Source organism: Corynebacterium suranareeae, assembly GCF_002355155.1.
Taxonomy (GTDB): Bacteria; Actinomycetota; Actinomycetes; order Mycobacteriales; family Mycobacteriaceae; genus Corynebacterium; species Corynebacterium suranareeae.
In genome coordinates, this window is record NZ_AP017369.1 from 81,359 (window position 1) to 94,183 (window position 12,825).

The 12,825-nt window shown below is 53.1% G+C and carries 11 protein-coding genes and 1 riboswitch; of the genes, 6 read left to right on the forward strand and 5 right to left on the reverse strand.

The annotated features are described in order from the left end of the window. Positions 1–186 precede the first annotated feature (186 nt). From N24_RS00405 to N24_RS00420, 4 genes are all read left to right on the forward strand, one after another. Complete coding sequence (locus N24_RS00405; RefSeq protein WP_096453356.1) at positions 187–1,053, forward strand: hypothetical protein; 867 nt, start codon at positions 187–189, stop codon at positions 1,051–1,053. Between the two features lie 158 nt (positions 1,054–1,211). After that, positions 1,212–2,042: a polyphosphate polymerase domain-containing protein gene (locus N24_RS00410; protein ID WP_231910770.1), complete on the forward strand. Its 831-nt coding sequence runs from the start codon at positions 1,212–1,214 to the stop codon at positions 2,040–2,042. Between the two features lie 37 nt (positions 2,043–2,079). Further along, complete coding sequence (locus N24_RS00415) at positions 2,080–2,793, forward strand: DUF4956 domain-containing protein (RefSeq protein ID WP_096453360.1); 714 nt, start codon at positions 2,080–2,082, stop codon at positions 2,791–2,793. A gap of 33 nt (positions 2,794–2,826) precedes the next feature. Next, positions 2,827–4,392, forward strand: coding sequence for a CotH kinase family protein (locus N24_RS00420; RefSeq protein ID WP_167382154.1), 1,566 nt, complete (start codon positions 2,827–2,829; stop codon positions 4,390–4,392). Between the two features lie 311 nt (positions 4,393–4,703). Here N24_RS00420 and N24_RS00425 read toward each other — a convergent pair whose 3' ends face one another. Further along, on the reverse strand, positions 4,704–5,825 hold the full coding sequence (locus tag N24_RS00425) for a magnesium and cobalt transport protein CorA (RefSeq protein WP_096453364.1): 1,122 nt from the start codon (positions 5,823–5,825) through the stop codon (positions 4,704–4,706). A gap of 88 nt (positions 5,826–5,913) precedes the next feature. Next, positions 5,914–6,357, reverse strand: a complete 444-nt coding sequence (locus N24_RS00430; protein ID WP_096453366.1) for a tautomerase family protein — start codon at positions 6,355–6,357, stop codon at positions 5,914–5,916. A gap of 247 nt (positions 6,358–6,604) precedes the next feature. Here N24_RS00430 and N24_RS00435 point away from each other — a divergent pair, with 247 nt between their 5' ends. Next, positions 6,605–7,903 carry a chloride channel protein gene (locus N24_RS00435; RefSeq protein WP_096459511.1) on the forward strand — a complete coding sequence of 433 codons (1,299 nt, stop codon included), beginning with the start codon at positions 6,605–6,607 and terminating at the stop codon, positions 7,901–7,903. On the opposite strand, the gene pnuC is transcribed toward N24_RS00435, so the two are convergent. Beyond that, positions 7,896–8,603, reverse strand: coding sequence for a nicotinamide riboside transporter PnuC (pnuC, locus tag N24_RS00440; RefSeq protein ID WP_096453368.1), 708 nt, complete (start codon positions 8,601–8,603; stop codon positions 7,896–7,898). The genes N24_RS00435 and pnuC overlap by 8 nt on opposite strands. Positions 8,604–8,681: 78 nt before the next feature. Further along, positions 8,682–8,835: riboswitch (FMN riboswitch) on the reverse strand. A gap of 166 nt (positions 8,836–9,001) precedes the next feature. On the opposite strand from pnuC, the gene N24_RS00445 reads away from it, so the two are divergent. After that, the gene (locus tag N24_RS00445) at positions 9,002–10,378 is read left to right on the forward strand and encodes a PhoH family protein (RefSeq protein WP_096453370.1); all 1,377 of its coding nucleotides are present in this window, start codon (positions 9,002–9,004) and stop codon (positions 10,376–10,378) included. Between the two features lie 80 nt (positions 10,379–10,458). On the opposite strand, the gene N24_RS00450 is transcribed toward N24_RS00445, so the two are convergent. Continuing rightward, positions 10,459–10,896: a transporter gene (locus N24_RS00450; RefSeq protein ID WP_096453372.1), complete on the reverse strand. Its 438-nt coding sequence runs from the start codon at positions 10,894–10,896 to the stop codon at positions 10,459–10,461. A 77-nt stretch (positions 10,897–10,973) separates the two neighbouring features. After that, complete coding sequence (locus N24_RS00455) at positions 10,974–12,581, reverse strand: CitMHS family transporter (protein ID WP_096453374.1); 1,608 nt, start codon at positions 12,579–12,581, stop codon at positions 10,974–10,976. Positions 12,582–12,825 lie beyond the last annotated feature (244 nt).

Here is a 12,825-nt window from a genome sequence, read left to right on the forward strand (position 1 = left end):
ACCATATTGCGTGGTCAGGGCATAAACGATGGATGGTTTGTGTGGATAAAGATAAGTGCCTAGTGCTGGAAAGCTGTCTTGGTCTTGGAAGACGCTGTTGAAGGGTCGGACTGTTGGTAATCGCCAGAACCAAAACCAGGAACCCCCGAGTTAACCCCCGCAAACTGCACTGATACCTTTGCACTAATGAGAACGGTTTTTCAATTGGTGCAGGATTTCCACAAGGAAGCTCGGGGAGAGGGATTTCCAATCAAGTGGGGTCCTGCGCGTGGGGATTATGGTGTTTTGGAGTTTCCGGCCGATGTGGATCCTGAAGGCATTAAACATATAGCGCAGACCAAGATCCAGGCAGAGGATACTTCGGTGGATGATATTCGTCGGGCGATCACTTTGCTGCGTGATCAGGCGGAACGAGCGGGGGATTCTTTCAATCCTGGTTTCATTCTCGCGCAGGTTGGGCCAACCATTGTGGAAACCTATGGTGGAATACCTGCGCAGTGGATGGATGCAGTGGAGCTGTTGATTAGTCCTGATGTGGAGTGGATTGGGGTTCACGGCTCTAGGAAGCTGGATATCAATGTGCACGGTAACTTGTCTGGGGTAATTTCTGCTGGCGATAAGTTGGGTGAGCTGCTTGGTGAAGACTGGACAATCAACATTGTTCAAGGTGAGCACAAGATTCAGTTGGAAGACGTTCGCCCGAGTGTTGCTTTCTTTGCGGAGGCAGCTGAACTGATTACTCAGGCAAATGCTGCGATCGCTCCTTTTCATGTGCGGATGCTCAGTAACTCAAAGATCGTGATGTCTGGCTTTAGTGATTACTCACTGGCGGGTGATTCGATTTCTTCGGCGGGAAAACTGGCTGAGTTGGCGAGGCCGTTTGCGCACTGGAAAGAAAACGTCATTCCTACGATAGAAATAGCCATGGACTATGAACCCGCGCCGATGGCAGATCTTTGGCAGGCGGATTCTTCGGATTCTTCCGAAACGCCTGAACCATTCGATGATTTTGAACGCTTATTGCGGGAAGAAGTGCTCGTTCCTGAGTTTTAGCTGGTTATAGGCCTGCTGTTTTACTGGAAACGTGAACGGCAGGTAAACAGGCATTTAAATTAATGCGATGAAAGTGTGTGTTTGTTGGGGTGATCATTCCTATTTTTTCACAGGAAACGCTCTGAATTCTTTCAAAGAAATGTTTCATGCTTATTGGCGTGAACAATCAAACACTTAAACAAGCAGTGCCGTCAGGGGTGAAAGTATCCCCGCACAGGTTCAACCGTTTTGAAATCAAATACCTGATTCCAGAGCAAGACGTACCTGCACTCCGCGAGCAGCTGGAAACGAGGATGAGCACGGATCCGCTCTCACCACCCGGTGGTTACCGCGTCGAATCCCTCTACTTCGATTCACCCGATCTGCGGTGCTACACCGAGAAGATTGAGGGTTTAAAGTTTCGCCGCAAGTTGCGGATCCGAACCTACGGTGAAGGGGAATTAACCCCAGATTCCATCGTGTCGGTGGAAATTAAGCAGCGGGTAAACAAAGTCACCCAAAAACGTCGTTTAGATTTGCCCTTTATATATGCGCTCGCCCTGGGCGATAGCACGGGCGCTGCGGTAGGTGAGCAGGTGGACGTCGAAAAGCTTATGGAAATTTCTCCGGAAAATCAGCACGCCCTGATCCATGAGATGGCTTCATTTGCCAAAAATTATCGACTGCGCCCGATTGCCACCACAAAATACAACCGTGAAGCATTCGTCGGCACTGATGCAGAGGCCAGCTCACGAGTCACCATCGACCACGGTGTATCCGGCCGCGACCGCGATTTCTTACTTGGCCAAAACCTTGACGATCGCCCCACTGTGGCCCAAGGCCTGGCAGTTGTGGAAATCAAATGCGATGAACGCGTGCCCTTTTGGCTCACCGACATGACCGCATCGCTGGAAATGTCCGTGATCCGAATGTCCAAATACTGCCAAACCATCGAAGCGTTTAACAACCGACCAGCATCTGCTCTCGGCGCTGTAGACCCCATCTTCTAAAACCCCGCAAACCCGCGAAAACCCGAAAGGCCCACCAATGTTGAGCGATCTAAGCTCCATCTTTGATTTCCAAGACCTCTCCGGCACCTTCTCCGTTGTCGATGTCCTAATCACCCTCGTCTTATCCTTCGTGCTGACCTCCGTGGTAGGCGTGGTGTATCAAAAGACACATCGACACATCTCCTACAGCCAGTCCTTCGTGCAAACGTTGGTGCTGGTGGGAATGGTCATTGCAATCATCATGCTGGTGGTCGGCTCCAACATTGCACGTGCATTCGCCCTGGTTGGCGCGCTTTCGGTGATTCGATTCCGCAATGCAGTGAAAGAAACCCGAGACGTGGGCTTCCTCTTCCTTGCCATGGCAATCGGCATGACTTGCGGTACCCGCTTCTACGTTCTGGCGATCGCGGCCACCATCGTTGTCTGCGCTGTCCTATTTATCATGTACCGCTTCGACTGGTTCAAGGCAGATATTCAACGCCAGGTGATCAAGGTTCAGGTCCCAGCCGATGGCCAAGCTGACTCCGGAAAATCATATGCAGAAGAAGTTGAATTGATCCTTGCGCAATACTGCACCTCATTTGAAATGATGTCTGCTGAATCCGTCCGTGGTGGGGCGCTTACCGAATTCTCCTACACCGCCCAAATGCGCAAAACCGTCCAACCACACGAACTGGTAGCCAAGCTGCGTGATGTAAACTTCGGCCAAAAAGCTACCGTCCTCACCGGCCACGACCAGACGGATGTTTAAACAATGCCTAGCTTCAAATCCGCACGATGGAGGATGAACCGCCGCCTCTTCCTAGGAACCTCCGCAGCAATCATCGCAGTGGGTGGCGTCCTAGGCGGAGTGCAAGTTGTTCCCTATATTTCCTCCCAAGAAGTCCAAACCTCAGCATCATCAATTGCGACCATCGACGTGGGATCAGGCAACGCAGACATCTTTGACACCTCCGTTTCCCACGAAGTAACCCTGCAGGTTTCCCAAGAAAATCTCGATGAGATGCTCGCCGACTACCAAGAAGACGGCTCCAAAACATGGGTTAAAGCAAACATCACGATTGATGGCGTGACCATTGAAAACGTAGGAATCCGACTGAAAGGAAACTCCACACTATCCGGTCTTGGAGGCAATTCCGAAAATGGCATGCCTCAAGGTCCGGGTGGAGCCGGAGGAGATTTCCCAGAATTAAGTGAAGAGGAAATGGCGCAGTTCCAGGAGCAGTTTGCTGAGCAGACCGGGGAAGCTCGCGGCCCTGGCGGAATGGGAGGCATGGGTGGAGGTGGCATGACCTCGGTCGATGCTGACGATGTCAGTACCTGGCCACTCCTGATCAGCTTCGACAAATATGAAGAAGGCCGTGTCTACCAAGGCATGAGCCAAATCGCACTCCGCCCCGGCACCACCGTCATCAACGAAGCCATGGCGCTGGCTCTGACCGCAGAAACCGGCCAGGTCTCGCAGCAATCCAGCTTCACAACGTTTACGCTTAACGACGAACCCTCCACCACCCGACTCCTTTTGGAACACCCCGATGAATATTATGCCAATGAGCTCGGAAACGGGGTCCTCTTCAAGGCAGATTCCAGCAGTTCTTTCACCTACCAAGGCGAGGACCAAACGGAGTACGACGGCCAATTCAAACAAATCAATGGCGACGGAAACGGTGACATCCAACCCATCATCAACCTGCTGAAATGGTTAGATACCGCAAGCGATGAAGAATTCGCCGAACACCTTTCTGACTACGTCGATGTCGAAAGCTTTGCCCGCTATGTGGCAACCCAAAATCTCCTGGTGAACTCCGACGATATGGCCGGCCCAGGTAGCAATTACTACCTGTGGTACGACTACGACACCGGTCTTATCAGCGTGATTTCTTGGGACCTGAACTTGGCTATGTCCGGTTCCACTGATGCCGGCCCTGATGATGAAATCTCCATGGGCGGAGGAGGTGGCGGTGGTGGCATGCGTCCTGGTGAGAACGCTGAAACCACTGAAGCTGTTGAGGGCATGCCTGATATGGCTGAGATGGGTGAGAGGCCTGACATGGGTGACATGCAGCAACGCGAACGTCCCGAAGGCGAAGGTATGGGCGGCGGCATGGGTGGAAACCAGCTTAAAGAACGTTTCCTCGCCTCTGACGCATTCACTGAAATTTATGAGCAGGTCTATTGGGAGCTGTATGAAGAAATGTATGGTTCCGGAAAGGCACTTGAGGTGTTGGATGAGATCGCTGCATCAATTCCAGAGACTGATGCTGTAACCGCAGACGAGATTAATACTGAAGTGATATCAATGCGGGAATGGATCGCTGCTCGTACCGAGGCGTTGGCTTCACAACAGTAAGGCAAGCGTTAATTTAAGGGGTCGAATTTCCCATATGACTCTTTGTATGGGTGGAACCGTTTCGGCCCCTTAAAAGCGCTTCTAGAGGGTGTTGATTTTGAGACCAATGGGGCAGATGTGAATCCTGAAAGTTCACTGATCAAGAATCGGATCAACTAGCATAAGTGCAGCTTTAAATCGAACGAATTTTTGCATGGATGAAGCATTCTAGTGCAAAAATTCGACCAAAATGCACGTTTCGCCACTGAAGTTGAACGAATTTTCGCATATTTGTTCACTTAGGCATTGCGGACGCATTAAGCGGCCAAAGCTCACATCCACTTACTGCGCTTGAAGATCCAGTAGAGCAAGATGGTGAAGCTGATCATCGCTAAGAGCGCCAATGGGTAGCCGAATGCCCAATGCAGTTCGGGCATGATGTCAAAGTTCATGCCATAAATCGAGGACACCAGGGTTGGCGCGAAGATGATAGCCGCCCAACCGGAGATTTTCTTCATGTCTTCGTTTTGGCGCTGTGCCACAAGGGTGGCGTTGACGTTCAAAATTTGGGACAGGGATTCGCGGTATTCGGCAACACGGGTGTTGTCGCGGGTGAGGTGGTCGGCGACGTCATCAAGGTAGGCGCGTAATTCTTCCGACATGCCACTTCGGATGAAATCTTTGTTCAGGCGTTGCACCACTTCGGTAACTGAGCTGGTGGTGTGCTGCATGTCGATGATTTCTTGGGACAGGTTATAGATACGTTCGGCAACGGCGGCGTCACCGGAAAACACCTGGCGTTCAATTTGTTCCTGGTCGATGGCGATGCCTCGAAGGACGGGGGCGAAACCGTCGACGATGGCGTCGACAAGCCTATATGCCACGGCGCGGGGGCCGGAAGAGAGTAACTCGGCGTCGGCAAGCAATCTTTTTATGCGCACGTCAACCTGTGCTGGGTCGCTGAAGCTGGAGGCGCTGGTGCCGTCAATCCATTGATGGTCCTGGCATAAAATAGCGATGGCCTGCGGTTTCATGAGGATGTGAAACTCGGAGAAATCTACTTCTTCGCGGGAGTCAATGTAGCGTGCGGAACGGATCGCGATGAAAATGATGTCCTCATAGCGGTCCAACTTGGGGCGCTGTTGGCCGTGCAGCAAATCTTCCACGATGGTGGGGTGCAGATCCCAGGCCTCTGCAAGTTCCTCAATCGCGGGTTTGGACGGCGCAGGGTAGAGCGACATGACCATACGATTGGATGCGCCTTCGGCGAATTTCAAACCATCAGCAACAGTGGCGCCCAGGGGCGGACGCTGAGGAATGCCGTCAGTGACATAGCGAGTCAGCGGGGAAACTTCTTGGGGAGTTGGTGCCATACCTGCTGAATCAGGAAGATACCGACGTCTGAGCATATCCCGTCTGCGGATCGCCCCGTTGGTCTCATAATTTTTTGGCATTTTTCAACTCCTTCAGCAGTACTGGACAGCATTTTCTCTTAAGACAGTATTGCCGAAGAACTGGTAAATGACCTACTTGAGAGGCATTCTAGCCCTCTTCCAGCTCACTTAACCTTTCACGCAGACCTTCGGGGAGCGAGTTAAACCACTCTTCCTCCTGGCCAGGTTCCATAAGCAGGCGACCATATTCAGTCATATTTGAACCAGGAATCTCCGTTATATAAACCCACACCTCTTCATTGGGGATTCCCAAAATCAACGCAATCTCCGAAGTAATCCGCAGCAATAGCTCCTCTTTTTGCTTTTCACTGCGGCCGGATCGAATGGTTGCCTGGATCCAAATATGGTTTTCCGAAGTCGGCTGCGCACCAATGAAATAAGAATCAGGCTCCACCTCATTGAAAATCACCTGCACCAAGTACTTAGGCGCAAGCGCTATTTCATGGTGGGCATCAGTGATTGCTTCCGCGATGCGTTGCTTAGCTTCCCTAGAAATGCGAATTCTTTGCGACCAACAAGTATAGGTAGGCATGGGCGTGAACCTCTTTCATTTTTTGGCGAACCTGCTAGAGATCTACTAGAGCACCTCTAGGGAACCAGGGAACCTTTTAGTGAACCTGCAAATTTAGAAGCTTTCCCTCATCATAGTTTTAATTGAGGCGCGGTGGCCGAAATTATTTGAACCGGACAATTTGAGCCGGACTATTCGAGCCAGATAATTTGAGCCGGATATTTAGTCAGGAATTAAATATCCGGTGGTGTCGCTTTTACTAGCTATAGTGTTTCGCGTGCCAAATCGAGTTCCTGTAACAACCATTCCGCTTAATCGACTAGCCGTTATCGCCGCCATCATCGGGGTGGGTACTGGTCTTTTTGTTGCTGCGCTGAACTGGTCGGCCATTGGGGTGGAACGGTTGGTTTATGGTGCGGATCATTTGCATAACCAGAATCCAGTGGCCAATGTGTCGCCGCTTCGGTTGTCAATCACGGTTGTTGTGCTCAGCGTGGTGGCGTCGTGGGCGTGGTTTTTTGTGCACCGGACTGGGTGTAAAGAGGTGTCTATTGTTGGTGCTGTTCGTGGTGAGAAGATGCCGATTATAGAAACCATAGCTTCCGCATTTTTGCAGGTCACTACAGTTGCGGCGGGTGCTCCGGTGGGTGCAGAAAACGCGCCTCGGATTGCGGGTGCTTTGGTAGGTGAGCGTTTTACTAGGTGGCTGCAGTTAGATATTGATGCAAAGCGTATTTTGGTGGCGTCGGCTGCGGGTGCTGGTTTGGGTGCTAGCTTCCACCTCCCATTGGCGGGTGTGTTGTTTGCTCTTGAGGTGTTGTTGGTGGAGGCCTCCACGCGCACTGTTGTCATCGCAATTATCACCACGACCGCCGCGGTTGCTACCACTGGTTTTTTTGTGCAAACCCCGGATGTTTTCAGCACTGTTCCGTTGACGGAAAGCCCGTGGATGCTGTTCGCTGCGATGGTTACCGGGGTGGTTGCTGGGATTTGCGGGCACTGGTTCTCGGCGGCGGCACATAAAATGGCGCAGGCTTCACCAAAGGGTGTGAAGATTTTGTGGCAGATGCCGTTGGGATTCCTTGCGATCGCCGTGGTGATTTATTTCTTCCCGGAGACCTTGGCTAATCCAAGGTGGCTTGCTGATTCCATGCTTGGCGACGGCCTTATCTTGGGCACCATTTTGTTGGTGTTGGTCCTGCGTACCGCCATGTTCTTGCTGGCCTTCCGGGTAGGCATGGTTGGTGGAAACCTGATTCCTGCCTTCGCGTTGGGTGCGATGGTTGGTGGGGTAGTGGGGGCTATTTTGGAGCCCATGACCAACGTCCCGATCGCCGCTTTTGCGCTCCTTGGTGCCGCTGCGTTTTTATCTACCACCATGGCCGCGCCACTGTTCGGGCTGATCGCCGCGGTGGAATTCACCGACATGGAAGCCCAAGGCTACCTGCCGATTTTCTTAGCGGTAGCGTCGGCGGTGCTTGCGGTCCGCGTTTGGTCTGTGGTGTCCAGGCGCGAGCTCCGCGCCATCCCAATCACCTACGCAAGCTGGACGGGCGAGCTCAAATAGCCTGTTCGGCAATACGCTTTTCGACGCCTCCCTCCACCACTTCCTTCTTTTCCTTCTGCTGCACCCGCATCCACACCACAAAACCCCAGCTGACAAACACGCCGTACACCAGGTACAGCACCGCGGATGGGTAGTAACCAGCGGTAAATAGTAGTGGCACACCAACCAGGTCGACTCCGATCCAGATCAGCCAGAATTCAGTCCAGCCGCGTGCCATTCCGTATGTGGCCAGGATTGATCCAACAAAAATCCACGCATCCGCCCATGGTCCCCAGGAACCTAATGCTTGGAAAATCCAGGCGCAGCTTAAAGTTCCAACAATCGCGGCGATCACTAGTCCGGTGCGTTCTTTGGTGGTTGCCCATCGAGGAATAACGGCTACAGCATTTTCAGGGGACAGCGCACGACGTTTCGCAGCTGACCATTGGTACCAGCCATAACTACTGACGATGATGAACATGATCTGTCGGCCTGCTTGACCATAGAGATCGAGGTTTTGCGGAGTGTGGAAAAGGCCACCCATAAAAACTGTAAAAAGTAGTGCGTTACCTAAAATTCCGATTGGCCATGCCCACACGATGCGGCGCATTCCAGCCCATGCACTAAATAATCCAAAAACATTACCGATGATTTCGCGCCACAGGATGGGTACTCCACCGATCCACAGTGTTGCGTCTAATAATTCGGTTATAGGATTCATGATCTTGTCCCCTTTTTAGGATCTAAAACATGTAATCCTCGGGGCCTTAATTCCGGGTACACCAAAAATCGGTGAAACCGCGGTTCTCTTGCATCCGGACTGTAACCGTCGGCTCCGGAATTTAACCGGATCTGCTGACCCACTTGTTAGTGGCGCTCGCGGGCTTGACGTTTCATATCTGATGATTCGTCTTACCGCCGGTGGGGAATTTCGCCCCGCCCTGAGAACAAACCTCACTATAGCGCTTGATGCGGAAAGTGTGAAGTAAATGAACCGCGCTGGTTAAAACTTGTACTAACTGAACACCGGGTAACGGGCTCATGAAAACTTGTCGAGACCCCGGTATTCGCCCGCGGTGCCTACTACCGTGGCTGGCAAGCCCACTTAGAGGAGGACTTGTGACCACTACCTATCCAGATTTCCTTGAAAATTCTTCGCTTCAGCCAGATATGGAGCATTGGGAAACGGAAGGGGGTGCGCAGGAAACCGCTATCACTTATGTGTTGGATACGTCCGTATTGTTGTCGGATCCGGTGTCGTTGACCAGGTTCGCCGAACACGATGTTGTTCTGCCAATTGTTGTCATTACGGAGCTAGAAGCTAAGCGTTCCCACCCGGACCTTGGCTTTTTTGCTCGCCAGGCGCTTCGTATGTTGGATGAGCTGCGTGAAGTGCATGGGGATTTGTCCAAGCCGCTGCCCATCGGTGATGAAGGCGGACACATCCATGTGGAGTTAAACCATCAAAATGTAGAGTCCTTGCCGGTGGGTTTCCGCCTTGGTGGCAATGACACCCGCATTCTTGCTGTGGCAAAGAACCTGCAGGAAGAGGGCCACAATGTGGTGTTGGTGTCGAAGGATTTACCGATGCGGATTAAAGCGTCGGCAAGCGGAATTGCCGCACAGGAATACCGCGCTGCCCTGGCCCGCGACCGTGGTTACACCGGCATGACCCACGCCACCATCACCGATGACCAGCTCAGTGAACTTTATGACACCGGCGAGGTGCGCATTGCAGAGCTAGAGCATCTGCCCGTCAACCATGGCTTCGCCCTGAAATCCAACAGCGGATCGGCGCTTGGCCGCATCAATGCTGAGAAAATCATTGAGCTTGTCCCCGGCGACCAGCAGGTATTTGGCATCAGCGGGCGCAGCGCCGAGCAGCGGGTTGCTATTGATTTGCTTAACGACGACTCCGTCGGCATCGTCTCCATCGGAGGGCCCGCCGGAACCGGAAAAAGTGCACTCGCGCTGTGCGCTGGTCTGGAGGCGGTGATGGAACGCCGCATCCAGCGCAAAATCATTGTGTTTCGCCCGCTGTTTGCCGTCGGTGGTCAAGAGCTGGGTTATCTCCCGGGTGATCAAGAAGAGAAAATGGGGCCATGGGCGCAGGCAGTTTTTGACACCCTAAGTTCCATGGTCAGCCAAAACATCATCGACGAAGCCCTCTCCCGCGGCCTCATTGAAGTCCTTCCGCTAACCCACATCCGCGGACGTTCGCTTCACGACGCCTTCGTCATCGTCGACGAAGCCCAATCCTTAGAACGAAATGTCCTACTCACCATGCTGTCGCGCATTGGCCAAAACTCCCGCGTGGTTCTCACTCACGATGTAGCTCAACGCGATAACCTGCGCGTTGGTCGCTATGACGGCATCGTTTCCGTTGTGGAATCCCTCAAAAACCATGAACTATTTGGCCACATCACCTTGCAGCGTTCGGAACGCTCCCGCATCGCCGAGTTGGTCACCCAAGTTTTGGACGCACCATCTTTGTAGTTTCGCGGTGAGGATTCAACATTTTTTGAGGGTCACTGCTGATGACTGGTGAATCCTAACGCTTTTAGACCTCAAAAGCGTTAGGATTCACCATTTTCCGACGGTGGGTTCAAATTTGTGGTGGATCGAAACATTCGGGGGAGGTTGATGATCGCCAAGGTTACTGCGCTAACTAGCCAGGCACCCGCAAATGATCCAACACAGATGTAGACGAGCCCGACTCCCCACAGCCCTGTGTCATCGTAAGGTGCTGAGACAGCCGCGAATACGATACCGATGGCAATGGTCAGGCCAACCGCGATCCGGTTGATGATCCTTTTCCAAGGTAAACGCTTTCGATAACCCCAGTAGGAAAGTGCGACGCACACTAAGGCGAAGTTGACGCAAGCTCCGAAAACCTGCGGGTGGGTGAATTCATATTGTCCATCAAAAACCATGATGAAAAGGACCCACGCTGCAGCGCAGATGAGGCCAGCAAGGAAACTGAAAAATCCCAGGCCGTACGCACGGTTGTTCATACTGGGTGAGAATACAAGAAAAATCCCTCCCCCGTGCACAGAACAACACGGGGGAGGGATTCGTCGAAAAGCTATTTTTAAGCGCTGAGTGGCACAACGCCGATGAATAGCGCTACGGCGAGCATCGCAATGGATACGATGCAGGCACGCCACAGAACCTTCTTGTGGTGATCGCCAAGGTTGACATTGGCGAGGGACACTAGCAGGAGGATCGCTGGAACCAGCGGGCTTTGCATGTGAACCGGCTGGCCGGTGATGGATGCGCGGGCCATTTCCACAGGCTCGATTCCGAAGTGGGAAGCGCTTTCTGCAAGAACCGGAAGGATACCGAAGTAGAAGGCGTCGTTGGACATGAAAAATGTCATTGGGATGGACAGCAAACCGGTGATCACAGCCAGGTGAGGGCCCATGGCGTTCGGAATAACGGTGGTGATCCAGGTGGCCATCGCATCGACCATGCCGGTGCCGTTGAGCACGCCGACCAAAACACCTGCTGCCAAAACCATGGAGACAACGCCGACGATGCTGGAAGAGTGCGCCAGCATTTCGTTTGCCTGATCCTTGACCTTAGGGAAGTTCACCGCGAGGGCAAGTCCAGCGCCAGCCATGAAGACGAAGGCGAGTGGGAAGATATCGGCAACCAACAAAACCATGACCACTGCCGTCAGAGCTGCGTTGAACCAGAACAGCTTCGGGCGTAGCGTTGCGCGATGTGGATCGAGCAGGGAGTCAGTCATGTTTTCTGCGAGTGTGGATTCGTTGAGGTTGATGTGCTGCTCAGTTTCAACTTCGCGGTCTTCAACAATTACGCCACCGCCGTTAGGGCCAGGCTTAGGGGTGTTCTGATCTTTACCCGAGCCTTTACCAGAGCCTTTACCCAGTCCGCCCAGCCCTGGGTAGCCCTTCTTGCTGGAGCTGGAGCCGGATCCGGAATCTGATTCAGGCGCATCCAGACCTGGTCCACCAAAGCGTGAAGAGTCGATCTTGCCCAGGCGCTTGCGCTCGGACAGTCCGAGGAACCATGCAAAGAGCAGGCAGATGACCACGCCGGCGATAAGCGATGGGACCATTGGTACGAAAACGTCGGCTGGTTCAAGGCCAAGTGCTGCTGCGGCGCGAACGGTTGGGCCACCCCAAGGGAGGATGTTCATGGTGCCGTTGATCAGGCCAGCGGTGCAGGTGAGAACCACGGGGCTCATTCCTAGGCGCAGGTAGATGGGCAGCATTGCGGAGGTGGTGATGATGAAGGTGGTGGAGCCGTCGCCGTCGAGGGAGACTACACCGGCCAGGATTGCGGTGCCGAGGACAACTTTTGCGGGGTCGTCGTGGAGGACCCTGGTGATGCCGCGGATTAGGGGGTCGAAAAGTCCGACGTCAATCATGATTCCGAAGAACATGATTGCAAACATGAGGAGTGCTGCGGTGGGGGCCATGTCTTTGATGGCGTCAAGTGCCATGTCGCCTAGGCCGAGTCCTGCGCCTGCGATGAGACCGAAGATGGTGGGGACCAACAGCATGGCCACCATGGGGGTCATGCGTCCCAGCATGATCAGTGTCATGAAGGTGAGGATCATGGCGAATCCGAGGACTACCAGTATTCCGTCTGAAGGGGTGTGGCTTAGCGTGTAGTCAGCGGCTAGGGCCGTGACTTGTCCCGAAGCCAGGAGAAGTGTTGAGCTGCTCATTGCTGCCCTTTCTGTGTTTCTCGAAACTTTGAGATCCCGAGTGTTCTGTGTTGCTTGTGGGAGTATAAGGTGGCGTGTGTCACGCACAGAAGTGTTTGGTGCATTGCCTGAGGTAGTGCGCAAAAGAAGACTTTTGTGCATTATGCTCAGATTCGTTGGCCTGGGACTTCGCCTCACGCTCTGTCGATAATTACCCCCCGGGGGTGGGCGTGCCTGTTGGTGGATCCAAACGAAAAACTTCAAG